This is a genomic window from Micromonospora psammae (assembly GCF_036902725.1).
Lineage (GTDB): Bacteria > Actinomycetota > Actinomycetes > Mycobacteriales > Micromonosporaceae > Micromonospora.
Genome location: NZ_JBAKHM010000015.1, coordinates 59,459 through 83,082, shown reverse-complemented (window position 1 = coordinate 83,082; position 23,624 = coordinate 59,459). Strand labels below are relative to the sequence as shown.

At 74.1% G+C, this 23,624-nt stretch carries 26 protein-coding genes; 8 read left to right on the top strand and 18 right to left on the bottom strand.

Features of this window, described 5'->3' with window-relative positions:
- Nucleotides 1–23: 23 nt before the first annotated feature.
- The 3 genes from V6U79_RS18700 (at nt 24) to V6U79_RS18690 (ending at nt 2,993) form a co-directional block, all read left to right on the top strand.
- The gene (locus V6U79_RS18700; protein WP_334528069.1) at nt 24–611 is read left to right on the top strand and encodes an ECF transporter S component; all 588 of its coding nucleotides are present in this window, start codon (nt 24–26) and stop codon (nt 609–611) included.
- A 106-nt stretch (nt 612–717) separates the two neighbouring features.
- Nucleotides 718–2,196 (top strand): ABC transporter ATP-binding protein, encoded by a 1,479-nt coding sequence (locus tag V6U79_RS18695; RefSeq protein WP_334615319.1) that lies wholly within the window; start codon nt 718–720, stop codon nt 2,194–2,196.
- Entirely contained in the window at nt 2,193–2,993 is an 801-nt protein-coding gene (locus tag V6U79_RS18690; RefSeq protein WP_334528065.1) for an energy-coupling factor transporter transmembrane component T family protein, read from the top strand. The genes V6U79_RS18695 and V6U79_RS18690 overlap by 4 nt, the downstream gene beginning before the upstream one ends.
- Nucleotides 2,994–3,171: 178 nt before the next feature.
- Here V6U79_RS18690 and V6U79_RS18685 read toward each other — a convergent pair whose 3' ends face one another.
- The gene (locus V6U79_RS18685) at nt 3,172–3,423 is read right to left on the bottom strand and encodes a hypothetical protein (RefSeq protein ID WP_334528061.1); all 252 of its coding nucleotides are present in this window, start codon (nt 3,421–3,423) and stop codon (nt 3,172–3,174) included.
- A 384-nt stretch (nt 3,424–3,807) separates the two neighbouring features.
- Here V6U79_RS18685 and gnd point away from each other — a divergent pair, with 384 nt between their 5' ends.
- Nucleotides 3,808–5,250, top strand: a complete 1,443-nt coding sequence (gene gnd / locus V6U79_RS18680; protein WP_334528057.1) for an NADP-dependent phosphogluconate dehydrogenase — start codon at nt 3,808–3,810, stop codon at nt 5,248–5,250.
- Nucleotides 5,251–5,266: 16 nt separating this feature from the next.
- Here gnd and V6U79_RS18675 read toward each other — a convergent pair whose 3' ends face one another.
- The 5 genes from V6U79_RS18675 to recO form a co-directional block, all read right to left on the bottom strand.
- The gene (locus tag V6U79_RS18675; protein ID WP_334528054.1) at nt 5,267–6,034 is read right to left on the bottom strand and encodes a pirin family protein; all 768 of its coding nucleotides are present in this window, start codon (nt 6,032–6,034) and stop codon (nt 5,267–5,269) included.
- Nucleotides 6,031–6,252, bottom strand: coding sequence for a thioredoxin reductase (locus tag V6U79_RS18670; RefSeq protein ID WP_334528051.1), 222 nt, complete (start codon nt 6,250–6,252; stop codon nt 6,031–6,033). The genes V6U79_RS18675 and V6U79_RS18670 overlap by 4 nt, the downstream gene beginning before the upstream one ends.
- A gap of 202 nt (nt 6,253–6,454) precedes the next feature.
- A complete protein-coding gene (locus tag V6U79_RS18665; protein ID WP_334528036.1) occupies nt 6,455–6,640 on the bottom strand; it encodes a hypothetical protein in 186 nt (61 codons plus the stop codon).
- Between the two features lie 58 nt (nt 6,641–6,698).
- The gene (locus V6U79_RS18660) at nt 6,699–7,511 is read right to left on the bottom strand and encodes an isoprenyl transferase (RefSeq protein WP_334528048.1); all 813 of its coding nucleotides are present in this window, start codon (nt 7,509–7,511) and stop codon (nt 6,699–6,701) included.
- 8 nt (nt 7,512–7,519) lie between these two features.
- Complete coding sequence (gene recO, locus V6U79_RS18655; protein ID WP_334528033.1) at nt 7,520–8,395, bottom strand: DNA repair protein RecO; 876 nt, start codon at nt 8,393–8,395, stop codon at nt 7,520–7,522.
- A 102-nt stretch (nt 8,396–8,497) separates the two neighbouring features.
- Here recO and V6U79_RS18650 point away from each other — a divergent pair, with 102 nt between their 5' ends.
- Nucleotides 8,498–9,274: a DUF4097 family beta strand repeat-containing protein gene (locus V6U79_RS18650; protein WP_334528030.1), complete on the top strand. Its 777-nt coding sequence runs from the start codon at nt 8,498–8,500 to the stop codon at nt 9,272–9,274.
- Here the strand turns inward: V6U79_RS18650 and V6U79_RS18645 are convergent.
- From V6U79_RS18645 to V6U79_RS18610, 8 genes are all read right to left on the bottom strand, one after another.
- Nucleotides 9,255–10,391, bottom strand: coding sequence for an acyltransferase family protein (locus V6U79_RS18645; protein WP_334528027.1), 1,137 nt, complete (start codon nt 10,389–10,391; stop codon nt 9,255–9,257). The two genes, V6U79_RS18650 and V6U79_RS18645, sit on opposite strands and share 20 nt — an antisense overlap.
- Before the next feature lie 149 nt (nt 10,392–10,540).
- Complete coding sequence (era, locus tag V6U79_RS18640; protein ID WP_442933343.1) at nt 10,541–11,437, bottom strand: GTPase Era; 897 nt, start codon at nt 11,435–11,437, stop codon at nt 10,541–10,543.
- A 2-nt stretch (nt 11,438–11,439) separates the two neighbouring features.
- Nucleotides 11,440–11,826 (bottom strand): cytidine deaminase-like protein, encoded by a 387-nt coding sequence (locus V6U79_RS18635; protein ID WP_334528021.1) that lies wholly within the window; start codon nt 11,824–11,826, stop codon nt 11,440–11,442.
- The gene (locus V6U79_RS18630) at nt 11,819–13,210 is read right to left on the bottom strand and encodes a hemolysin family protein (RefSeq protein WP_334528046.1); all 1,392 of its coding nucleotides are present in this window, start codon (nt 13,208–13,210) and stop codon (nt 11,819–11,821) included. Before V6U79_RS18630 ends, V6U79_RS18635 begins: the two co-directional genes overlap by 8 nt.
- Entirely contained in the window at nt 13,186–13,659 is a 474-nt protein-coding gene (ybeY, locus tag V6U79_RS18625) for an rRNA maturation RNase YbeY (RefSeq protein WP_334528018.1), read from the bottom strand. The genes V6U79_RS18630 and ybeY overlap by 25 nt, the downstream gene beginning before the upstream one ends.
- Before the next feature lie 15 nt (nt 13,660–13,674).
- Nucleotides 13,675–14,733: a PhoH family protein gene (locus tag V6U79_RS18620; RefSeq protein ID WP_334528015.1), complete on the bottom strand. Its 1,059-nt coding sequence runs from the start codon at nt 14,731–14,733 to the stop codon at nt 13,675–13,677.
- A 202-nt stretch (nt 14,734–14,935) separates the two neighbouring features.
- Nucleotides 14,936–16,309 carry a serine hydrolase domain-containing protein gene (locus V6U79_RS18615; RefSeq protein ID WP_334615318.1) on the bottom strand — a complete coding sequence of 458 codons (1,374 nt, stop codon included), beginning with the start codon at nt 16,307–16,309 and terminating at the stop codon, nt 14,936–14,938.
- Nucleotides 16,306–16,659 carry a histidine triad nucleotide-binding protein gene (locus tag V6U79_RS18610; RefSeq protein ID WP_334528010.1) on the bottom strand — a complete coding sequence of 118 codons (354 nt, stop codon included), beginning with the start codon at nt 16,657–16,659 and terminating at the stop codon, nt 16,306–16,308. Before V6U79_RS18610 ends, V6U79_RS18615 begins: the two co-directional genes overlap by 4 nt.
- Nucleotides 16,660–16,751: 92 nt before the next feature.
- On the opposite strand from V6U79_RS18610, the gene V6U79_RS18605 reads away from it, so the two are divergent.
- Both V6U79_RS18605 and ppk2 read left to right on the top strand, forming a co-directional pair.
- Nucleotides 16,752–17,513: an SDR family NAD(P)-dependent oxidoreductase gene (locus tag V6U79_RS18605; protein WP_334528007.1), complete on the top strand. Its 762-nt coding sequence runs from the start codon at nt 16,752–16,754 to the stop codon at nt 17,511–17,513.
- Nucleotides 17,514–17,573: 60 nt separating this feature from the next.
- Nucleotides 17,574–18,485, top strand: coding sequence for a polyphosphate kinase 2 (gene ppk2 / locus V6U79_RS18600; RefSeq protein ID WP_334528004.1), 912 nt, complete (start codon nt 17,574–17,576; stop codon nt 18,483–18,485).
- Between the two features lie 21 nt (nt 18,486–18,506).
- Here the strand turns inward: ppk2 and V6U79_RS18595 are convergent, their stop codons facing one another.
- The 3 genes from V6U79_RS18595 to hrcA form a co-directional block, all read right to left on the bottom strand.
- A complete protein-coding gene (locus tag V6U79_RS18595) occupies nt 18,507–19,241 on the bottom strand; it encodes a 16S rRNA (uracil(1498)-N(3))-methyltransferase (RefSeq protein ID WP_334528002.1) in 735 nt (244 codons plus the stop codon).
- 1 nt (nt 19,242) lies between these two features.
- Nucleotides 19,243–20,388 (bottom strand): molecular chaperone DnaJ, encoded by a 1,146-nt coding sequence (gene dnaJ / locus V6U79_RS18590; protein ID WP_334528043.1) that lies wholly within the window; start codon nt 20,386–20,388, stop codon nt 19,243–19,245.
- A gap of 76 nt (nt 20,389–20,464) precedes the next feature.
- Nucleotides 20,465–21,487 (bottom strand): heat-inducible transcriptional repressor HrcA, encoded by a 1,023-nt coding sequence (hrcA, locus tag V6U79_RS18585; RefSeq protein WP_334527999.1) that lies wholly within the window; start codon nt 21,485–21,487, stop codon nt 20,465–20,467.
- A 234-nt stretch (nt 21,488–21,721) separates the two neighbouring features.
- On the opposite strand from hrcA, the gene V6U79_RS18580 reads away from it, so the two are divergent.
- A complete protein-coding gene (locus V6U79_RS18580) occupies nt 21,722–22,330 on the top strand; it encodes a DUF4870 domain-containing protein (RefSeq protein WP_334615316.1) in 609 nt (202 codons plus the stop codon).
- 63 nt (nt 22,331–22,393) lie between these two features.
- Here V6U79_RS18580 and hemW read toward each other — a convergent pair whose 3' ends face one another.
- Nucleotides 22,394–23,617, bottom strand: a complete 1,224-nt coding sequence (gene hemW / locus V6U79_RS18575) for a radical SAM family heme chaperone HemW (RefSeq protein WP_334615348.1) — start codon at nt 23,615–23,617, stop codon at nt 22,394–22,396.
- Between the last annotated feature and the right edge of the window lie 7 nt (nt 23,618–23,624).

Below are 23,624 nucleotides of genomic sequence, written 5' to 3'. Positions count from 1 at the left end.
TTTCCTCTGAACTGGGAGCGATCATGCAGAACGACACCATCGCCAACCGGTGGCGCACCATCGACATCGTCATCGCGGCGGTGCTCGGGGTGGCCTTCGGCATCATCTTCTGGGCCTGGGGCCTGCTCTGGAACGGCCCCGCGGACGCCATCCCACTGCCCGGCCGGGCCGCCATCTACGGCGTCTGGCTGGTCCCCGCCGTCCTCGGCGGGCTGATCATCCGCAAGCCGGGCGCCGCCTTCTTCACGCTCACCGTCGCGGCGCTGATCTCGGTGGCGCTGGGCAGCAGCTGGGGTTGGACCCTGGTCATCCAGGGCCCGCTGGAGGCCGCCGCGGCGGAGCTGGCCTTCGCGACGTTCGGGTACCGGGTCTTCCGGTTGCCCGTCGCCCTGCTGGCCGCCACCCTGGCCGGCCTCGCGGCGGCGCTCTACGACGTCTTCATCTGGTACCCGGAGACCGCCTGGGGCAGCTTCCGCGTCCCCTACATCCTGATCACCACCGTCAGCTCGCTGCTCGTCGCCGGCCTGGGCAGCGTCGCGCTGACCCGCGCCCTGGCCGGCACCGGCGTCCTCGACCGGTTCCCCGCCGGCCGCGAACGCGCCGCCGTCTGACCCCGTCTCCAGACATGTCGACCATGAGGTTGGCGGTGACGTGGATCTCCGGAACCGCCGTCGACCCCGGGCTCGACGGAGCAGGGTGGAAGGCCGGGGGGTGCGCGTGGGGGCGGTGACGCTGCGGGGGTTCGGGTGGCGGCACGCGGGGCGTAAACGCTGGGCGGTGCACGGCGTCGACCTGCGGATCGAGCGCGGCGAGCGGGTGCTGCTGCTGGGGCCCTCCGGGGCCGGCAAGAGCACCCTGCTGGCCGCGCTGGCCGGGCTGCTGCCGGAGGACTCCGGCGAGCAGGAGGGCATCGTCGAGATCGACGGGCTCGACCCGCGCAAGGACCGGGAACGGGTCGGCATCGTCTTCCAGGACCCGGAGACCCAGCTGGTGATGGCCCGTTGCGGCGACGACGTCGCGTTCGGGCTGGAGAACCGCGGCGTGCCGGCCGCCGAGATCTGGCCCCGGGTGGACGAGGCGCTGCGCCGGGTCGGCTTCCCGTACCACCGGGACCGGCCCACCGCGGCGCTCTCCGGCGGCGAACAGCAGCGCCTCGCCCTGGCCGGGGCGCTCGCCGCGCGCCCGGCGCTGCTGCTGCTCGACGAGCCGACCGCCAACCTCGACCCGGCCGGCGCCGAACTGGTCCGGGGGGCGGTGGCCGGAGCAATGGACGCCGACACCACCCTGATCCTGGTCGAGCACCGGGTCGCCGAGGCGTTGCCGCTGGTGGACCGGGTGGTGGTGCTGGAGGCCGGCGGCGGGGTCCGCGCCGACGGCCCGCCGGAGACCGTCTTCGCCGCGCACGGCGAGGCGCTCGCCGCCGAGGGCGTCTGGGTGCCCGGCAGGACCATCCCGCCCCGGCACGCCACCGCGCCCGCCGGCGACCGGTTGCTCGCCGCCGACCGGCTCGGCCTGCCGCCCCGGCTGGCCCCCACCGACCTCGAGGTACGCGCCGGCGAGGCGCTCGCCGTCCTCGGGCCCAACGGCGCCGGCAAGTCCACCCTCGCCCTGCTGCTCGGCGGGCTGCTCCGCCCCGGTGTCGGCCGGGTCACCGCGACGCCCGAACTGGCCGGCGCCGACGCCCGCACTCCCCCGCACCGCTGGCGGGCGCCCGCGCTGACCCGCCGGATCGGTTCGGTCTTCCAGGACCCGGAGCACCAGTTCGTCACCGGCACCGTCTTCGACGAGCTGGCGCTCGGTCCGCGGCGCACCGGACGCACCGAGGCGGCGGTCCGGGCCACCGTGGACGGCCTGCTGGACCGGCTGCGACTGAGCCGGCTGGCCGGCGCCAACCCGTACACCCTCTCCGGCGGGGAGGCGCGGCGGCTGAGCGTGGCGACCGCCCTGGCCACCGCCCCCCGGCTGCTGATCTGCGACGAACCGACGTTCGGTCAGGACCGGCGGACCTGGCGGGAGCTGGTCGACCTCCTCGCCGAGCTGCGCGACGCGGGACACGGCATCGTCACGGTCACCCACGACACGGACTTCGTCGCCGCGCTGGCCGACCGCACCGTCACCCTGGCCCGCCGGTCCGAGCCGGGGACACCGCCGGCCGGCCCGGCGGACCGGAACGCGGGCCCGGAGCGTCACCCGTGATCAGCCTGGAGCCGGTCGCCGCGCCCGGCGCCCCGCTGGCCCGGCGCAATCCGGTGGCGAAGCTCGGCGCGGCCCTGGTCTTCTCGTTCGTGCTGATCGCCACCCTGGACCCCGTCGCGCCGGCGATCGCCATCGGGGTCGAGCTGGCGGTGCTGCCGCTGTTCGGGATCCGCTACCGGGTGCTCGCCCGGCGGGCCCTGCCGCTGCTCGCCGGCGGCGCCGGGATCGTGGTCACGCTGGTCCTCTTCGCCGCGGACCGCTCCGGCCGGGTACTGCTCGACGCCGGGCCGCTGCTGATCACCTCGGGCGTCCTGGTCACCGCGCTCGGCCTGGTGCTGCGGACGTTCGCGGTGGCCCTGCCCGGGGTGATCGTCTTCGCCACCACCGACCCGACCGACCTGGCCGACGCGTTGATCCAGAACGCCCGCGCACCGGCCCGGTTCGCCATCGGGGCGCTCGCCGCGTTCCGGCTGGTGCCGCTGCTCGGCCAGGAGTGGCAGATGATCGGGATGGCCCGCCGGGCGCGCGGCGTCGACGCCGGCCGCAACCCGGTGGCGAAGCTGCGGCTGTTCGTGTCGACCGCGTTCGCGCTGCTGGTCGGCGCGATCCGGCGGGGCACCCGGCTGGCGGTCGCGATGGACGCGCGCGGCTTCGACGCCGGCATCCCGCGCACGGTCGCCCGGGAGCAGCGCTTCGGGCTCGCCGACACCCTGCTGATCGTCGGCGCCGGGGTGCTGGCCGGCGCGGCGCTGGCGGTCAGCATCGCCCTCGGCACCTTCCGCCCGCTGATCGGCTGACCCGGCTCGGGTGTCCGCGCTGGTCACCGCCGGCCGGTCGACCCCGCTTCGCGGCGTGTCGCGGTGTCGCACAGCGCGGAAACCGCGACACGCCGCGAATCGTGCGGGCGGTCCAGCCTCGTGCCGGCCGGCGCCCGGACCGGGGCTGGGCGTGGGCGCCGGCCGCGCGCGGGGCCGGTCAGCTGCGGCGGAAGGCGTACCGCCGGCTCTGGCCGCGGGCGGCGGTGGAGCCGCCACCACCCCGCACCACCGGCCCGGTGCGGGGCGGCGGTGGCGGGGTCTCCCGGGCGGGAACGGTCGGTGACGTACCGGTCGGCGGTGGCACCGGCGCCGACGGCGCCACGGTGAGGGCGTCGAGGTCCGGCGGGGTCACCTCCGCCACGGACGGTGCCGGACGGCGGGACTTCTTCGGATTGCGCTTGGCGGGCATACGCTGCCTCCTTCGGCGGGGACCGCGCCGCCGGGCGGGCGGTCGACGGACGGGAACGACCCGGGCGACCCGACCACGGAGACCACCGGAAGAGGTGGGAATGCGGACGCCCGGAGTGCACGGACCCCCTGCCACGGCGGCGGTCCGGCTCTGAAGGTGGGGCGTCACTTACGCATGACCGCACCCTAACCCCAGGGCGGACCCGCTCGCAGCCGAATTACCGTCCCGATCGGGCGCGGGTCGAGGCGGGCCGGGCCGAGAGCCTCGCCCCCGCCGCTACAGCGTGCGCCGCGCCGCTCACCCAGCGTCAATGTCCGGGCCCGTGATGCCGCCGACCGCGATACGGTCGCAGGACGGCAGGCCGACGAGAGGTGGCGGGTACGGATGGCGGAGCAGGCGACGGCGCAGATCGGCGTGACCGGGCTGGCGGTGATGGGCCGCAACCTGGCCCGGAACCTGGCCCGCAACGGCTTCACCGTGGCGGTGCACAACCGCTCGCCGGAGCGCACCCGCAGCCTGCTGGCCGAGCACGGTGACGAGGGCACCTTCGTACCGTCGGAATCCCTCGCGGACTTCGTCGCCTCGCTGGAGCGGCCCCGGGCGGTGATCGTGATGGTCAAGGCGGGCGCCGGCACCGACGCGGTCATCGACGAGCTGATCCCGCTGCTGGAGGAGGGGGACATCGTCGTCGACTGCGGCAACGCGCACTTCGCGGACACCCGCCGCCGGGAGGAGGCGCTGCGCGCGCACGGGCTGCACTTCGTCGGCACCGGCGTCTCCGGCGGCGAGGAGGGCGCGCTGCTCGGCCCGAGCATCATGCCCGGCGGCTCCGCCGAGTCGTACGCGAAGCTCGGCCCGATGTTCGAGAAGATCGCCGCGCAGGTGGACGGGGTCCCGTGCTGCCGGCACATCGGGCCGGACGGCGCCGGCCACTTCGTCAAGATGGTCCACAACGGCATCGAGTACGCCGACATGCAGCTCATCGCCGAGGCGTACAACCTGTTGCGGGCCGGGCTCTCGGCCGGCCCGGCGGAGATCGCGGAGATCTTCCGGGAGTGGAACGCCGGCGAGCTGGAATCCTTCCTCATCGAGATCACCGCCGACGTGCTGGCGCACACCGACGGCGCGACCGGTCGGCCCTTCGTCGACGTGGTGCTCGACCAGGCCGAGCAGAAGGGCACCGGCCGGTGGACGGTGCAGAGCGCGCTGGACCTCGGCATCCCGATCACCGGCATCGCCGAGGCGACCTTCGCCCGGTCGCTGTCCGGCCACGCCGACCAGCGGGCGGCCGCCCGCCGCGCGTTCGGCGACGCCGGGGAGAAGTGGCAGGTGGACGACCGGGAGACCTTCGTCGAGGACGTCCGGCGCGCGCTGCTCGCCAGCAAGATCGTCGCGTACGCGCAGGGCTTCGACCACATCCGCGCCGGCAGCCGGGAGTACGACTGGAACATCGACCTGGGCGGCACCGCCACCATCTGGCGGGGCGGCTGCATCATCCGGGCCCGCTTCCTCGACCGGATCCGGGAGGCGTACGACGCCGAGCCGGAACTGTCGACGCTGCTGGTGGCGCCGTACTTCGCCGAGGCGGTCAGCGCCGGGGTGCCGAGCTGGCGGCGGGTGGTGGCCGACGCGGCCCGGGCGGGGGTGCCGACGCCGGCGTTCTCCTCCTCGCTGGCGTACTTCGACGCGCTGCGCGCGGAGCGGCTGCCGGCGGCGCTGATCCAGGGGCTGCGGGACAACTTCGGCGCGCACACCTACCACCGGGTCGACCGGGAGGGCTCGTTCCACACCGTCTGGGCCGGCGACCGCTCCGAGTCCCCGGCCTGACGGGATCCGCGCGTGGTCAGGCGATGGTGGCGTGCATCTCCCAGACCAGGATCTCCGCCGGCTCGGCGGCGGTGACCCGCCGGCCGCCGGTCAGGGTGAGCCGGGCGGCGTCACCCTCGTCGAGCCGGCCGGCCTCCTCCAGGGTGACCGCGCCGGTGGGCACGTAGAGGTGCACGAAGGGCGCGTCGGGCAGGGTCACCTCCTCGCCGGGGGCGAGGCGGGCGGCGTGCAGGGTGGCGTACCGGTTGCGGATCCGGATCGCCGACGCGCCGTCGTACCGGTCCATGCCGGAGGCGACCGGGACCAGACCGCCGCGCAGCAGCTCGTCGCCGATCTCCAGCTGCTCGTACCCGGGGTCGACGCCCTCGGTGTCGGGCAGCACCCACATCTGCACGAAGTGGACGGGATCGGTGTGCGGGTCGCGGCCGTCCAGCCGCCACGAGTCGTTCTTCTCCGAGTGCAGGATGCCGGTGCCGGCGCTCATCCGCTGCGCCAGCCCGGGGTAGATCACGCCGGAGTGGCCGGTGGAGTCCTGGTGCACCAGGGAGCCGCGCAGCACCCAGGTCACGATCTCCATGTCCTGGTGCGGGTGGGTCTCGAAGCCGGTGCCGGGGTGGACCACGTCGTCGTTGTTGACCAGCAGCAGCCCGTGGTGGACGTTGGCCGGGTCGTAGTGCCGGGAGAACGAGAAGGAGTGCTTGGAGTCCAGCCAGGACAGCCGGGTCTTGAACCGGTCGCCGGCCCGGCGTACGTCCACCGCCGGCATCGGCTCGACGGCGGTCACCAGGCACGCTGCCCGGTGTCGTTGGGCGCCCAGGTCTGCGCCGGCTCCCCGGTGGACAGCTCGGCGATCTCGCCGGAGCGGACCGTCGGGGTGTGCCCGAACTCGGCGCAGTGCTGCTCGGCGATCTCCGCGCAGATGTGCGCCACCTGCTCGCAGATCGGGCTGCCCAGGTCCGCCGCGTTCAACGCCATGATCATCTTGTACCGAAGATCCCGCATCCCCACCCCCGCGCCGGGCGCATCCCCCACGGCGCGCCCCGACCCGATCCTAGGCCCAAACGCCCCACCGCCTTCCGGGTTCACGCAGTTGTGGTGAGCGGCCCTCACCCTGGCCAAGTCGGTACGCCACGCGCTCGGCTGACCACCGGGTGGGTGGAGACGACGACGCCGCCGCGCAACGGCGGCGGCGTCGTCGGGGGCGTCACCAGAAGCGGCGACGCTTGGCCTGCTGCGGGCGCAACATGTCGGCGCCCTTGGCGAGCAGTCGGCTCACGCCGGTCGGGCCACGACGGGCCTCCAGCGTGTGGCTGAGCCGTCGCGCGCCGGCCGCCGCGAGCGGCACGGCGACCGCCATGACCGCCCACTGAGCGATGCGCTTCTGAATCATGTGGGTTCACCTCCGCGTCTGAGCTGCTACCGGTGGTGGTACCCACGGCACGGGGCGGCTAAGCGTGACCGGGCACCGGCGGCGCGACCGGGTTCGGCAGGGCGCCGCCGAAGCGGCGGTCCCGCTGCGCGTACAGCTCACAGGCGTACCAGAGGTGCCGCCGGTCGAAGTCCGGCCAGAGGGTGTCGAGGAAGACCAGCTCGGCGTACGCGGTCTGCCACAGCAGGAAGTTGGAGATCCGCTCCTCGCCGGACGGGCGGAGGAAGAGGTCCACCTCCGGGATCTCCGGGTGGTAGAGGTACTTCGCCACGGTCTTCTCGTTGACCTTGGCCGGGTCGAGCCGGCCGGCCGCGACGTCCCGGGCGATCGCGGCGGCGGCGTCCGCGATCTCCGCCTGCCCGCCGTAGTTGACGCAGAACTGGAGGGTCAGCGTCGAGTTGCCCCGGGACATCTCCTCGGCGGTCTGCAACTCGGAGATGACGCTCTTCCAGAGCCGGCCGGCCCGCCCCGACCAGACCACCCGCACCCCCAGGTCGACCAGCTGGTCGCGGCGGCGGCGGATGACGTCGCGGTTGAAACCCATCAGGAACCGGACCTCGTCGGGCGAGCGCCGCCAGTTCTCGGTGGAGAACGCGTACGCCGACAGGTAGGGGACGCCCAGCTCGATCGCGCCCTCGATGGTGTCGAAGAGGCTGTGCTCCCCCTGCTCGTGACCCTTGGTGCGGGGCAGGCCGCGCTCCTTGGCCCACCGGCCGTTGCCGTCCATCACCACCGCGATGTGCTTCGGCAGCGCCTCGGCGGGCAGCGCCGGCGGTCGGGCCCCGGACGGGTGCGGTGTCGGGGGCACCGGCTCGCGGCGGCCGGCCCTCATCGATCGGATCACTCGGTCATCTCCCTGCTCACGCCGTCCACACCGGCCCCCGCGGCGCGCGGCGGCGGGGCCGGGTCGGCCGCGCCACCGCCCGGTGCCGGGCCCGCGCCGGCGACCGGGGCACCCCGGTCGACCAGCGGCAGCGAGCGTAGCGCGCGCTCCAGGTGCCACTGCAGGTGCGCCGCGACCAGGCCGCTGCACTCCCGGCGTACGCCGGTCTCGCTGCCGTCGGCGACCTGCCAGTCGCCGGTGGTCAGCGCGGACATCAGGTCGATGGTGGCCGGCGCGGGATGGGCCGCGCCGGGCGGCCGGCAGTCCGGGCAGACCGCGCCCCCGGCCGGTACGGAGAACGCCCGGTGCCGCCCCGGGGTGCCGCAGACCGCGCAGGCGGTCAGCGCCGGCGCCCACCCGGCCAGGGCCATCCCCCGCAGCAGGTACGCGTCGAGCACCAGCGTGGTGGCGTGCTCGCCCCGCGAGAGGGCCTTGAGCGCCCCGAGGGTGAGCTGGAACAGTCGCAGCGAGGGCTCCCGCTCGACGGGGGTGAGCCGTTCGGCGGTCTCGGCGATCGCGCTGGCCGCCGTGTAGCGCGGGTAGTCCCCGAGGAACCGCTTGCCGTACAGGTCGATCCCCTCGACCTGGCTGACGGTGTGCAGCGAGCTGCCCTGGTTGCCCTTCGGGTCGCCGGCGAGCTGGAGGTCGACGTGGCCGAACGGCTCCAGCCGGGCGCCGAACTTGCTGGTGGTGCGCCGGATGCCCCGGGCCACCGCGCGCAACCGGCCGTGCCGGCGGGTCAGCAGGGTGATGATCCGGTCGGACTCCCCCAGCTTCTGCACACGCAGGACCACCGCGTCGTCGCGGTAGAGCTGTCGGCGGTACCCGGCCATCGGGCCATTCTCCCTCGGGGTGGGAAATCAGGGTCGGTTCGGGGTGGACCGGCGTCGCGTCCCGGATGTGCGGCCGGGCCGTCCGGTCGTAGCGTGCTGACCATGGCTCTCCCCCGCACCGCGGTCGCGTTCGGCGCGGCCGCCGCCCTCATCCTCGCCGCCGGGTGCGACACCCTGTCCTTCCGACGGCTCGACTTCGACACCACCGAGGCCGTGAAGATCGGCACGATCACGGTACGGCCCGGCGCGGGGGACGTGGTGGTCCGGGCCGCCGGCCCGGCCGCGGAGGTACGGATCAAGCGGGTGCTGCGCTACCAGGGCGGCCAGCCCGACACCACGTACCAGATCAAGGGCGACGAGCTGGTCCTGGACACCGAGTGCGGCGACCGGTGCTCGGTGTCGTACGAGGTGACCGCCCCAGCGGGGGTCCGGGTGCGGGGCGAGACCGGCTCCGGTGACGTGGACCTGAGCCGGGTCGGCACGGTCGACCTCACCCTCGGCGCGGGCAACCTCCGGATCGCCGACGCCACCGGGCCGGTACGCGCCGAGACCGGCTCCGGAAACATGGAGGTGGCGGACGTCCCCGGCCCGGTGGACCTGCGCGCCTCGTCCGGCGACATCACCGCGCTCCGGCTCGGGGGCCAGGTCTCCGCCGAGACCAGCTCCGGCAACGTCACGGTCGAGCTGGACAAGCCGGCCTCGGCGCGGGTGCGCGCCGCCAGCGGCGACGTCGAGCTGTCGGTGCCCGCCGGCCGCTACCGGGTGCGCTCCAGCGCCGGCTCGGGCGAGACGCAGATCGGCGTCATGGACGACCCGGGCGCCCCGCTGCTGCTGGACGTGAGCACCGGCAGCGGGAACGTCACCGTGGCCCAGCGCTGATCTCCACGGTGGTGGTCTCCGGCGAGCGCCGCGCGGGGACGACGGCGGCGGCCCGGACGGTCAGCCCGGCGGGGGCGGGGCTGACCGGGACGCCGTCCGGCCGGGGGGTGGCCGGGCGGCGTCCGCCGGGGACCAGTTCGGGCCGGCGGCGGGCGGCCACGTCCTCCACCCAACCGACCAGCAGGGTCACCACGCCGGCCAGGGCGAAGACCAGCACCACCCGGACCGCCAGCCCGACCGGGTCCCGGGGGGACCAGCCGACCAGTCCGACGAGCGGGGTGAGCGCCACCACGAAGGGCATGTGCCAGAGGTAGACGGTGAGCGCCCGCCGGTTGACCACGGTCACCAGGCGGCCGAAGAGCGCGTTGCGGTCCACCCAGGCGGCGGTCGCCGGGGCCCGCCCGATCACCACGAGGATGACCGCCGCCGACCAGAGCGCGTTGCCGAGGGGGATGTCGTTCAGGTCGTACCCGCGCGGCCCGGGGTGGGTGAGGATCCAGCCCAGCCCGGCCCCGCCGAGCAGCAGCGCCGCCGGGACGAGCGTCCGGTTGGCGAGCCGGCGCAGCAGGCCGTCGTGGTGGGCGAAGCCCAGCAGCCAGGCGCCGAGGTAGAGGCCGAAATGGCGCGGCACGGTGCCGGCGGCCGGCAACAGGCCGACCTCGATCGCGGCGAGCAGCGCGTACGGGGCCACCAGGGTGGGCAGCGGGGCGCGCCGGAACAACCAGAGCGCCACCGGCGAGACCAGCACGAACCACAGGTAGTCCCGCAGGTACCAGATCGGGCTCAGCGCCAGCGCCCCCCAGTGGTTGGCCGGCGGGTCGGCGACCGGGAAGAGCCAGAGCAGCACCTTGGCCGTCGGCGCCAGCCCGGTCAGCAGCATCGCCGGTACGAAGATCGCCGCCACCACCCACACGGAGGGCAGCAGGCGGCGCAGGCGACGGGGCACGGCCGACGTCCCGGCCCGGTCGAGGGAGGCGGCCATCAGCGACCCGGCGAGGGCGAACATGATCGACATGGCCGGGAAGACCAGGGTCAGCGCGGCGGATCCGGTGACGTGGTAGACCACCACCCGGACGATGGCCAGGAAGCGGAGCAGGTCGAGGTATCGGTTACGCATCAGGCAGCATCTGTGTCAGGGGCGGGGAGGCAGACGCTCCCTACCCTCCGACCCGACGCGGTGAAACCGCCGACGGCCCCGCACCGACGTGAAACTTCCCATAGCCGGGCGGGACCGGCGCCCGGCTATGGGCGCCGGTCCCCCCGGTCTCAGAAGCCGAGCTTGCGCAGCTGCTTCGGGTCCCGCTGCCAGTCCTTCGCCACCCGTACGTGCAGGTCCAGGTAGACCCGGCTGCCGAGGAGCTCCTCGATCTGCTGGCGCGCCCGGGTGCCGACGTCCTTGAGCCGGCTGGCCCGGTGACCGAGCACGATCGCCTTCTGGCTGGGCCGCTCGACGTACAGGTCGGCGTAGATCTTGATGATCTGGCCCTCGGGGAGCATCTCCTCCACCACCACGGCGATGGAGTGCGGCAGCTCGTCCCGGACCCCCTCCAGGGCCGCCTCGCGGATCAGCTCGGCGACCATCACCTGCTCCGGGTCGTCGGTGAGCATGTCGTCCGGGTAGAGCTGCGGCGACGGCGGCAGGTAGCCGGTCATCACGTCGACCAGGGTGTCCACCTGGTGCCCGGAGACCGCGCTGACCGGCACCACGGCGGCGAACTCGCCCAGTTCGCTGACGGCGAGCAACTGCTCGGCCAGCCGCTTCTTGTCGACCAGGTCCGTCTTGGTCACCACGGCGAGCACGGTCGCCTTCAGCTCGGCCAGCTCGCCGCTGATGAACCGGTCACCGCGCCCGACCGGCTCGTCGGCCGGGATGCAGAGGCCGATCACGTCCACCTCGCTCCAGGTGGAGCGGACCAGGTCGTTGAGGCGCTCGCCGAGCAGGGTGCGGGGACGGTGCAGGCCGGGGGTGTCGACCAGGACCAGCTGCGAGTCGGGGCGGTGGAGCACCGCCCGGATGACGTGCCGGGTGGTCTGCGGCTTGTTCGAGGTGATCGCGATCTTCTGCCCGATGATCGCGTTGGTCAGCGTCGACTTGCCCGCGTTGGGCCGCCCGACGAAACAGGCGAATCCCGCCCGGTAGGGACGCTGCGCCACCTCCGACACGCTCACTCCACCACCGTGCCGAGGACGGTGCCGTCCGGCGCGGCCACGTGGATCGGCGCGTCGGCGGCGAGGTCGCGGACCGCCGCGTGCCCCGCGCCGTCCAGCGTCGACGCCTCGGTGACCACCACGGCCGCCTCCAGCCGGCTCGCGCCCGCCGCCACGGCGGAGGCGACCGCGAGCTGGAGCGCGGTGACGGTCAGCGAGGGCAGCGAGACACTCGCCGCGGCGTACGTCCGGCCGTCCTGGTCGCGGACCGCCGCGCCCTCCACGGCCGCCACCCGGGCGCGGGCGCCCCGGGCCAGGACGACCAACTTGCCGTCCTCGGCGCTCAGCTCGGCCGGGTCGGACGGGGTGGGCCGGGCGGCCGGCACGGCGGATGTCTCAGGCATCGGCGGGTTGCCTCTCCTCTGTTCGGGTCTGGTTGTCACGGGGTTCGGCGGGCCCGTCCGGCGCGTCGGTCGACTCCACCCGGCTGACCAGCACGGTGTCTATCCGGTTGCGCCGGCCGGTGGTGCCCTCGGCGAGCAGTCGCAGCCCGGCCACCTCGGCGTGGGCGCCGGGGATCGGCACCCGGCCCAGGGACTGGGCCAGCAGGCCACCGACCGTCTCCACCTCGTCGGTGGGGAGGTCGGTGTCGAACAGCTCGCCCAGGTTCTCCACCGGGAGCCGGGCGGTGACCCGCACGGAGCCGTCCGTCAGGTGCTCGACCGGCGGGCGTTCGACATCGTACTCGTCGGTGATCTCACCGACGATCTCCTCCAGGATGTCCTCGATGGTGACCAGACCGCCGGTGCCGCCGTACTCGTCGACGACGATGACCAGGTGGTTGCGGGCGGCCTGCATCTCCGAGAGCAGGTCGTCGACCGGCTTGGACTCGGGCACGAAGGTCGCCGGGCGCATCAGCTCGGCGACCGGGAGCTGGTGGTCGCGCGGATCGCCACCGCGGGTACGCCGGATCAGGTCCTTCAGGTAGAGCACGCCCAGCACGTCGTCGACGCTCTCGCCGATCACCGGGATGCGGGAGAAACCCGAGCGCAGGAAGAGCGTCAGCGCCTGGGCGAGCGTCTTGCCCTCCTCTATCCACACCATCTCGGTACGCGGCACCATCACCTCGCGGGCGATGGTGTCGCCGAGGGCGAAGACCGAGTGGATCATCTGGCGCTCGCCGTGCTCCACCACGCCGCGCTGCTCGGCCAGGTCGACCAGCTCCCGCAGCTCGACCTGGGTGGCGAACGGCCCCTCCCGGAAACCACGTCCCGGGGTGACCGCGTTGCCGATCAGGATCAGCAGCGAAGCGAGCGGGTTGAGCGCCCGACCGAGCCACCGGACCAGCGGGGCCACCGCCCGGCCCACCGCGTACGCGTGCTGCCGGCCGATGGTGCGCGGCCCCACGCCGACGACGACGAAGCTGACCACCGTCATCGCCCCGGCGGTGATCAGCGCGGCGCGCCAGCCGGCGCCGAAGGTGTCCACCGCGACCAGGGCCACCAGGGTGGTGGCGGTCAACTCGGCCAGCAGCCGGAGCAGGAGCAGCAGGTTGAGGTGGCGTACCACGTCACCGGCGACGACCTGGAGGGTACGGGCGCCGCGCACCCCGTCCCGGGCCAGTTCGGCGGCCCGGGCCGGGGAGATGGCGGCGAGCGCCGCCTCGGTCATCGCGATGAGGCCGGCGAGCACCACCAGCCCCGCCGCGAAGAAGATCAGCTGGACGTCGGGAAGGCCGGCGGCGGCCGCCGCCTGGGTGGTCATCACCGGGACCGGGTCGACCGCCAGCTGGCCAGCAGTCGGGCCTGGAGCCCGAACATCTCGCGCTCCTCCTCCGGCTCGGCGTGGTCGTACCCGAGCAGGTGCAGCACGCCGTGCACGGTGAGCAGGTGCAGCTCGTCGGCGGCGGAGTGGCCGGCGGCGGCGGCCTGCTTGGCCGCCACCTCCGGGCAGAGCACGATGTCACCGAGCAGCGCGGGCTCGCCGCCGGCCGGGGCGCTCTCCCCCGGTCCGTGATCGACGCTGCCCTCGTCCATGGGGAAGGCGAGCACGTCGGTCGGCCCGTCCCCACCCATCCAGCGGTGGTTCAGCTCCGTCATGTAGTCGATGTCGACCAGCAGCACGGAGAGCTCGGCGAGGGGGTTGACCCCCATCTCGTCGAGGGCGTGCCGGGCCACGGCGAGCACGGCGTCGGTGTCTACCTCGACACCGGACTCGTTGGCGATTTCGATGGACAACTGTCTTCCTCTGGTCTAGCGGCGCCGGCCGGCCCGGCCGCCCTGGGCGGTCCGCCCCGGTACGGCGTGCACGCTCTGCGCCTGCTGGTTCTCCCGCTCGGCGTCCCAGCGGGCGTACGCGTCGACGATCTCCCCGACCAGCTTGTGCCGGACCACGTCCGAGCTGGAGAGCTGGGCGAAGTGCACGTCCTCGACGTTTTCCAGGATGTCCCGGACCACCCGCAGGCCGCTGGTCGTGCCGCCCGGCAGGTCCACCTGGGTGACGTCACCGGTCACCACGATCTTCGAGCTGAAGCCGAGGCGGGTGAGGAACATCTTCATCTGTTCGGGCGTGGTGTTCTGCGCCTCGTCCAGGATGATGAACGCGTCGTTGAGCGTCCGTCCCCTCATGTACGCCAGCGGCGCCACCTCGATCGTGCCGGCCGCCATCAGCTTCGGGATGGACTCCGGGTCGAGCATGTCGTGCAGCGCGTCGTAGAGCGGACGCAGGTACGGGTCGATCTTCTCGTTGAGGGTGCCGGGCAGGAAGCCCAGCCGCTCCCCCGCCTCGACCGCCGGCCGGGTGAGGATGATCCGGTTGACCTGCTTGGCCTGGAGCGCCTGGACGGCCTTCGCCATGGCCAGGTAGGTCTTGCCGGTACCGGCGGGGCCGATGCCGAAGACGATGGTGTGCGTGTCGATCGCGTCGACGTAGCGCTTCTGCCCGAGCGTCTTGGGGCGGATGGTGCGCCCGCGCCGGGAGAGGATGTTGAGGGTGAGGACCTCGGCGGGCCGCTCCGCGCCGCCCTGCTCGAGCATGCCGACGGTACGCCGGACAGCGTCAGTGGTCAGGGTCTCGCCTTTCTCGATCAGTTCGAGGAGTTCGCTGAAGACGCGCTCGGCGAGAGCGTTGTCGGCGGGCGCGCCGGTGATGGTGATCTCGTTGCCGCGCACGTGCACGTCGCTGTTGACCGAGCGTTCGACGAGTCGCAGGATCTCGTCGCCCGCGCCGAGCAGATTCACCATGATCTTGGCGTCGGGAACCGTGATCCTGGTCTGCACGCGGGGCGGGCCGGGAGGTGGGGTGCCGGTCATAGGTCGGGCCCGTCGGGCCCTCAGCCACCTGCTTCCGATCTCGGCGCCGGCCCTGCTGGCGCGGCGTGCGGACGTTACACCCATCGTATCCGTTCAACACCGCCGGCACCGCGTCCATTTCGGCGGCCCCCGCCGTCCGTGACCGCCCAGCGGGGAGCAGGCGGGCACGGACGGGACGCCGCGGCACGGACCGCGCGAACGCTCAGCCGGCGCGGAAGTCGTACCGGTCGAAGGTCTCCTGGCGCCGGGTGAACCGGTAGGTGGCCCAGTGCATCCGCACCACGGCGCCGTCGGCGTCCCGGGTCAGCCGGAGCAGCTCGCCGATCTCCCGGCCGGAGACGGTGCGGAACACGTCCGGGGAGTCGGGCACCGGCGCGAAGACCGCCGGGGGCTTCCCCGCCGGGTCGTCGGCGCCCCGGGCCCGCAGCGCCCCGTCGTGCCAGGAGAAGACGTACTCGAAACCCTCGCCCCACCAGCGGCCGAGCATCCTGCGCAGCGGCCCGGGCGCCGGCTCGCCGGGCCGCCAGGGCGTGATGTCGGCCGGGTCGTGCTCGGCGGCGGCGGCGAGCAGCCGGTGCGGCAGGTCGAAGATCTCCGCCGCGGTGCCGGACGAGCCCAGCACGGCGCAGCCCATCGCCCCGGCCGTGCCGTCGCCGCCCCGCCGGCCGTAGACGGAGGCGAGGAAGCCGGGCATGGCGCCGTCGTGCCCGACGTGCACCACCCGGTCCGGGTGCGGCACCAGGATCAGGCCGAGCCCGAAGCCGGCCGCCCAGACGGTCTCGTCGGTGCTGGTCAGCGGCCAGCGCATCTCGTCCAGGGTGGTCGGGGCGAGCACCGCGCCGGCCGGGTCGAGCGCGACCGGGTCGGCCAGGAACGCCGCCCACCGGGCCATGTCGGTGGCGGTGCTCCAGAGCTGGGCCGCCGGGCCGACCGCGCCGAAGTCGGTCGGCGGCTCCGGGTGCGCCTCGTCGGAGTACGCGTCGACCAGGAATCCGGTCGCGGCGTCCGGCCCGGGTGCGACGGCGGTGTCCGCCAGCCCCAACGGGTCGAGCACCCGCTCGGTGAGCACCTCCGCCCAGCTACCGCCGCGCAGCTCGGCGACGAGCCGGCCGAGCAGCGCCATGCCGAGGTTGGAGTAGTGGTAGCGACGACCGGTGGGCAGCACCCGCTCCGCCCGCGCCAGGTCGGCCACCAGCTCGTCGACGTCCGGGGCGCGCAGGGTGTCCCAGACGTCACCGTACGGTTCCCGTTGCAGTCCGGCGGTGTGCGACAGCAGCCGGCGCACGGTCAGCTCGCCGTGGGCGGGCAGCTCCAGGTGGCGGCCGATCGGGTCGTCCAGGTCGAGCAGGCCGTCGTCGCGGCACTGCATCACCAGCGTGGCGGTGAAGGTCTTGGTGACCGAGCCGATCCGGAACCGGGTCCGCTCCCCCAGCGCGGTGTCGTTGCCGGTGCCGCCGACCACGCAGCTCCACAGCGGCCGGTCGGCCCGGTGCAGGGCGACGGCGAGGGCCGGCACCCGGGCCTGCGCCTGGACCCGCCGCACCATCCGGGCCAGCCGGTCGTGCGCAGCGGTCACCCGAGGTCCCGGGCCAGCATCGGGCCGAGGGGCGCGCCGCCGAGCAGGTGCGCGTGGACGTGGTAGACCTCCTGGCCGCCGTACGCCCCGGTGTTGAACATCAGCCGGAAGCCGTCGCCGAGCAGCCCCTCGTCCTCGGCCACCGCGGCGGCCGTGGCCAGCACCTCACCGGCGAGCGCCGGGTCGCCCTGGGCGAGCGTGGCCACGTCGGCGTAGTGCTCCTTGGGGATCACCAGGACGTGCACCGGCGCCTTCGGGCCGATGTCGCGGAAGGCGAGGGTGTTGTCGGTTTCCCGGACGATGGTCGCCGGGATCTCCCCGGCGACGATGCGGCAGAAGAGGCACTCCATCGGGGCAGTCTAAGGAAGGCACCCCGGTGGGGGCGCCCGGTGGGGAAAGGCCACTGTCGAACAGGCGCGCCGGCTCCGGCAGGATGGCCGGCATGGCGGCTCGGGCGGTACTGGTGACGGGGGCCTCGCGCGGCATCGGCCGCGCGGTGGCGCGGGTGTTCGCGGCGGGCGGGGACCGGGTGGCGATCCACCACCGGGACTCGGCGGAGGCGGCCGAGGCGGTCCGCGCCGAGCTGCCCGGCGACGGGCACGTGGTGGTCCGCGCCGACCTGACCGACCCGGCCGCGGTACGCGCCATGGTGGACCGGGCGGCCGACCGGCTCGGCGGCCTGGACGTGCTGGTCAACAACGCCGGCGTCTACGGCGAGCGGGACGCCCCGCACCCGGTCTTCGGGGCCTCCTACGAGCAGTGGCAGCGGCAGTGGCGGCAGGTGCTGGAGACCAACCTGACCGGCGCCGCGAACGTCACCTGGTGCGCCGCGCAGCACATGCGGGACCGGGGTGGCCGGATCGTCAACGTCTCCTCCCGGGGCGCCTTCCGGGGCGAGCCGGAGCAGCCGGCGTACGGGGCGAGCAAGGCGGGGTTGAACGCGCTGGGCCAGTCCCTGGCCGTCGCCCTCGCGCCGTACGGCATCGCGGTGGCCACCGTGGCCCCCGGGTTCGTCGAGACCGAGATGACCGCCGCGCACCTCGACGGCGAGCGGGGCGCGGCGATCCGGGCGCAGAGCCCGTTCGGCCGGGTGGCCCGTCCCGAGGAGATCGCCGCCGCGGTGCACTGGCTCGCCTCCCCCGCCGCGCAGTGGGCCTCCGGCACGGTGGTCGACCTCAACGGCGCCTCCTACCTGCGGACCTGACGAGGAGAACCCGGACCACCGGAGGTGGTAGAGCGGGCCCACGGGGTAAAGGTCTCCGGCATGACCGAGACCACGCTGCTGGACCTCACCGCCGACTACCGGGTCGAGGACGATCACGACGACGACCCGGTGCTGCTCCGGCCGGACGGCAGCCCGGTCGACACCTGGCGCGAGGACTACCCGTACGACGAGCGGATGCCGCGCGAGGAGTACGACCACCACAAGCGGCTGCTCCAGATCGAGCTGCTGAAGCTCCAGGAGTGGATCAAGGAGTCCGGCGAGCGACTGGTGGTCGTCTTCGAGGGGCGGGACGCGGCCGGCAAGGGCGGCACCATCAAGCGCTTCATGGAGCACCTGAACCCGCGCGGCGCCAAGGTGGTCGCCCTGACCAAACCGAACGAACGGGAATCGACCCAGTGGTACTTCCAGCGCTGGCTGGCGCACCTGCCGGCGGCCGGCGAGATCGTGCTGCTCGACCGGTCCTGGTACAACCGGGCCGGGGTGGAGCGGGTGATGGGCTTCTGCAGCCGCAAGGAGTACCTGGAGTTCCTGCGGCAGGCCCCCGAGCTGGAACGGATGCTGGTCCGGTCCGGCATCCGGCTGGTCAAGTTCTGGTTCTCGGTGTCGCGCAACGAGCAGCGCACCCGCTTCGCCGTCCGACAGGTCGACCCGGTCCGGCAGTGGAAGCTCTCGCCGATGGACCTCGCCGCGCTGGACCGCTGGGACCAGTACACCGAGGCCAAGGAGGCGATGTTCTTCTGGACCGACACCGCCGACGCGCCGTGGACGGTGGTGAAGAGCAACGACAAGAAGCGGGCCCGGCTGGAGGCGATGCGGCACGTGCTCAACCGCTTCGACTACACCGACAAGGACCCCCGGGTGGTCGGCACACCGGATCCCCTGATCGTCGGCCCGGCCGGCCTCGACCTGACCCCCGAAGAGGACCCCGTCCCCGTCTTCCCCCGCCCCTGACCCCGCCCGTTGGCGGTGGGGTCACCAGCGGGAGAGGCGGGTGGCCAGGACGGTCAGGGCGGCGACGCCGGCGGTGGAGGTGCGCAGCACGGTGGGGCCGAGGCGGACCGGGGTGGCGCCGGCCTCGGTGAAGGCGGTCAGCTCGGCCGGGGCGATGCCGCCCTCGGGGCCGACCACGAGGACGATCTCCCCGGACTCCGGCAGCTCGACGCTGGTCAGCCGCTCCTGCGCCTCCTCGTGCAGCACGAACGCGGCGCGGGCCCCGGCGATCCGCCGCGCCACGGTGACCGTGGACTCGTCCGGGGCGCCGGCCACCACCGGCAGCCACGCCCGGCGGGCCTGTTTGGCCGCCTCCCGGGCGGTCGCCACCCACTTCTCCCGGGCCCGTACGCCCCGGTCGCCGCGCCACTGCGTCACCGAGCGGGACGCCGCCCACGGCACGATCTCGTCCACCCCGACCTCGGTCATCGCCTGCACGGCCAGCTCGCCCCGGTCCCCCTTGGCGATGCCCTGCACCACGACCAGCCGGGGGACGTCCGCGTCGACGTACCCCCGGGAGCCGATCGCCAGCTCGAGGGTGCCCCGGCCGACGACGGTGACCACGGCGGTCGCCGTGCCACCCCGACCGTCGGCGAGCAGCAGCTCCTCACCGACGCGCAGCCGCTGCACGGTGGCCGCGTGGTGGCCCTCCGGGCCGTCCAGGACCAGCGAGTCACCGGTGGGCAGCGCCTCGACCAGGAACAGCGGCGCGGACACCTCAGGCGTGCCCGTTGAAGGCGTCGCGCATCCGGGAGAAGAAGCCACCCTGCTTGGTCAGCTCGGCGACCTCCTCGCCCCGGGTCTTGGCGAAGTCGCGGAGCATCTTCTCCTGGTCGGCGTCGAGCTTGGTCGGAGTCCGCACGTCCAGGTGGACGTAGAGGTCGCCCCGGCCGGTGCCGCGCAGGTGCGGCACGCCCCGGGCGCGCAGCCGCAGCGTGCTGCCCGGCTGGGTGCCGGCCTTGACGTCGACCGTCTCCTCGCTGTCCAGCGTCTTGATGGTCAGTCGGGTGCCGAGCGCGGCGGCGGTCATCGGCACGGTGACCCGGCAGTGCAGGTCGTCGCCCTTGCGCGAGTAGACGTCGTGCGGCCGCTCGTGGATCTCCACGTAGAGGTCGCCGGCGGTGCCCCCGCCCGGACCGACCTCGCCCTGCTGGGCCAGCCGGATCCGCATGCCGTCCTCGACCCCGGCCGGGATCTTGACGGTCAGCGAGCGGCGGGTGCGCACCCGGCCGTCACCGGCGCAGGTCGGGCAGGGGTGCGGGATGGTGGTGCCGTAGCCCTGGCAGACCGTGCACGGGCGGGCGGAGACCACCTGACCGAGGAAGGTGCGCTGCACCGACTGCACCTCGCCCCGGCCGCCGCACGCCTCGCAGGTGGCCAGGTGGGTGCCGGCCGCGGTGCCCGCACCCGAGCAGGTGGTGCAGAGCACGGCGGTGTCGACGGTGATCGGCGCCTCGACGCCGAACGCGGTCTCGTGCAGGTCCAGCTCCAGCCGCAGGATCGCGTCCGCGCCCGGCCGGGTACGCGGGCGCGGGCCCCGGGCGCCACCGCCGGCGCCGCCGAAGAACGCGTCCATGATGTCCTGGAAGCCGACGAACGGACCGGTTCCGCCCGGACCGCCCGGGCCGCCGGCACCGCCGCCGCCCGGGGCGAGCGGATCACCGCCCAGGTCGACGATCTGCCGTTTCCGGTCGTCCGAGAGGACCTCGTACGCGGCGTTGATGTCCTTGAACTTCTCCTGTGCCTCCGGGTCCGGATTGACGTCCGGGTGGAACTGCCGCGCCAGCTTGCGGTAGGCGCGCTTGATCTCGTCGTCGGAGGCCTCCCGGCTCACGCCGAGAATGCCGTAGTAGTCCCTGGCCACTGCGTTCGGTGTCCTCATGTTCGTCTCGCGTTGCGCCGGTCGTCGGCCGGAGCCGACCGCCGGCCCCTGCCTTGGGTCAGTTCTGGGCCAGCAGCTCGCCCACGTAGCGTGCCACGGCCCTCACCGTGGCGATGGTGCCGGGGTAGTCCATCCGGGTGGGCCCCAGCACACCGAGGCCGCCGACGATGGTCGCGCCCGGGCCGTACCCGGTGCTGACCACGGAGGCGGCGCGGAGGTTGTCGACCTCGTTCTCGTCGCCGATCAGCACCCGGGTCGTGCTCGGCTCGGTCTCGCCGATGAGCTTGAGCAGCACGACCTCCTCCTCGAGCGCCTCGAGGATGGGCCGCAGCGAGCCCTGGAAGTCGAGCAGGCCGCCCCGGGTGAGGTTGGCGGTGCCGGCCAGTGCGATGCGCTCCTCGTGCCGCTCGACCAGCGTCTCCAGCAGCACGGTGGAGAGGGTGGTCATGGCCCCGCGCAGGTGCGGCGCCGACTCGTCGACGAGGGCCTGGACCAGCGGCGGGGTGTCCGACAGCCGACTGCCGACCAGCTTCTCGTTGACCAGCCGGCGCAGGTCGGTGACGTCCTCGGCCGGGACCGGCGCGGGCAGCTCCACCAGCCGCTGCTCGACCCGGCCGGTGTCGGCGATCATCACCAGCATCAGCCGGGTGGTGGAGATCGGCACCAGCTCCAGGTGGCGCACCGAGGAGCGGGCCAGCGACGGGTACTGCACGACGGCGACCTGCCGGGTGAGCTGCGCCAGCAGCCGGACCGTGCGGTGCACCACGTCGTCCAGGTCGACCGCGCCGACCAGGAAGCGCTCGATCGCCCGGCGCTCGGCCGGGCTGAGCGGCTTGACCCGGGAGAGCCGGTCCACGAAGAGCCGGTAGCCGCGGTCGGTGGGCACCCGGCCGGCACTGGTGTGCGGCTGCCGGATGTAGCCCTCCTCCTCCAGCACGGCCATGTCGTTGCGGACCGTCGCCGGGGAGACCCCGAGCTGGTGCCGCTCGACCAGCGCCTTGCTGCCCACGGGCTCCTGCGTGGCGACGTAGTCCTCGACGATCGCGCGCAGCACGGCCAACTTGCGGTCGTCGAGACCCATCTCCCCACCTCCTGACGCACGTGGCCCGGGGTGCCTGGGACGCCCGGGCGAGCGCTCTGGCACTCGACTGTAGCGAGTGCCAGTCTACGTCGGCGCCCCCGCCGACGCGATGATCAGCGACGGACCATCCCCGCGGTCCCGCGCGCGCCCGTGCCCGGCAGGGCCGGACAGCCGGACATTCCCGGCCAGTGGCGCTCTGGTGCCCCCTTGCCGGCAGCCCCTACCGTGACGTTCATGACTGAACCACCTCGCCCTCCCGGCGCGGGGGACCCCGGCGACCGGCCGGACCCCACCGCACCCTACGGCTCGTCGTACGAGCCGCCCACCGCACCACTGTCCGGGGCACCGGGGGCGGGCGGCTATCCCCCGCCCGGCGGCTATCCGCCACCCCCCGGCGCCCAGCCGCCGTCGGGCGGTTACCCCCCACCGGGCGGCTACTCCGCACCCGGCGCCGGCTACCCGACCGGCGGCGCGTACGGCGCCCCGAGCGGCGGCTGGGCCAGCAACGAGGACAAGACCTGGGCGCTGATCGCGCACTTCGGCGGCGCCGTGGCGATGTTCGTCAGCGGCGGGGTGCTGGGTTGGCTCCCCCCGCTGGTCGCCATGCTGGCCCGGGGCAGCCAGTCGCCGACGGTGCGTCAGCACGCCGTGGCGGCGCTCAACTTCCAGCTGCTCTGGTCGATCATCGGCCTGGTCGGGTGGATCCTGAGCTGCATCCTGGTCGGGTTCCTCGCGGTCGGCGCCGCCGTCGTCCTGGGCGTGATCTTCGGCATCCTCGCCGGCGTCAAGGCCAACGAGGGGCAGCTCTACCGCTACCCGATGAGCATCAGCATGATCAAGTGAGCACCGGCCGGCCTTCGGGCCGGCCGGCCGCTCCGGCGGTCGATCCGCCTCGCCGCCGCCCGCTCAGGGCAGCAGGTCGCGGACCACCGCGTCGGCCAGCAGCCGCCCGCGCAGGGTGAGCACGGCCCGCCCCGCCGCGTACTCGGCCGGGGCGAGCAGCCCGTCGGCGAGCGCCCGCCCGGCGCCCGCCCGGCCCGCGTCGTCCAGCGCCGCCAGCGGCAGCCCGGAGTCCAGCCGCAGCCGCAGCATGACGTCCTCCATGTGCGCCTCGTCCGCGGTCAGCAGCTCCCGGGCCAGGCCCGGCGACTGTCCGGCGGCCAGCTTCCTCGCGTACGCCGAGGGGTGCTTGACGTTCCACCAGCGCACCCCGCCGACGTGGCTGTGCGCCCCCGGGCCGAGGCCCCACCAGTCCGCGCCGGTCCAGTAGAGCAGGTTGTGCCGGCACCGGGCCGCCTCGGAGCGGGCCCAGTTCGACACCTCGTACCAGGAGAAGCCGGCCGCGCCGAGGGCGGCCTCCGCGGCCAGGTAGCGGTCCGCCGCCACGTCGTCCGAGGGGTACGGCAGCTCGCCGCGGCGCATCCGGGCGGCGAGCCGGGTGCCGTCCTCCACGATCAGGGCGTACGCGCTGACGTGGTCCACCCCGGCGGCGATCACCTGGTCGAGGGAGGCGGCGAAGTCCTCGGCGCTCTCTCCCGGCGTGCCGTAGATCAGGTCGAGGTTCACGTGGTCGAAGCCGGCGTCGCGCGCCTCCAGCGCGGCGGCGGTGGCCCGGCCGGCGCTGTGCCGGCGGTCGAGGACCGCCAGCACCCCCGGCGCGGCGGACTGCATGCCCAGCGAGATCCGGGTGTAGCCGGCCGCCCGCAGCGTCTTCAGCGACGCCGGGGTGACCGACTCGGGGTTGGCCTCGGTGCTCACCTCGGCGTCGGCGGCCAGCCCCCAGGTGCGGTCGATGCCGTCCAGGATCCGGGCCAGGTCGTCGGCGGGGAGCAGGGTCGGCGTGCCGCCGCCGACGAAGACGGTGTCGACCCGGGGCGGCGGGGTGTCGCCGAGCACCCGGGCGGCGAGCGCCAGCTCGGCCAGCACGGTGTCGGCGTACGACTCCCGGTCGGCGCCCCCGCCCAGCTCGGCGGCGGTGTAGGTGTTGAAGTCGCAGTAGCCGCAGCGGCTGGCGCAGAACGGCACGTGGACGTACACCCCGAAACCGCGCGCGCCGACCGCGCTCAGGGCGGTGGCGGGCAGCGACCCGTCGACGGGGACGGATTCGCCTTCTGGAAGGAGGCCGGGCATGGCCACT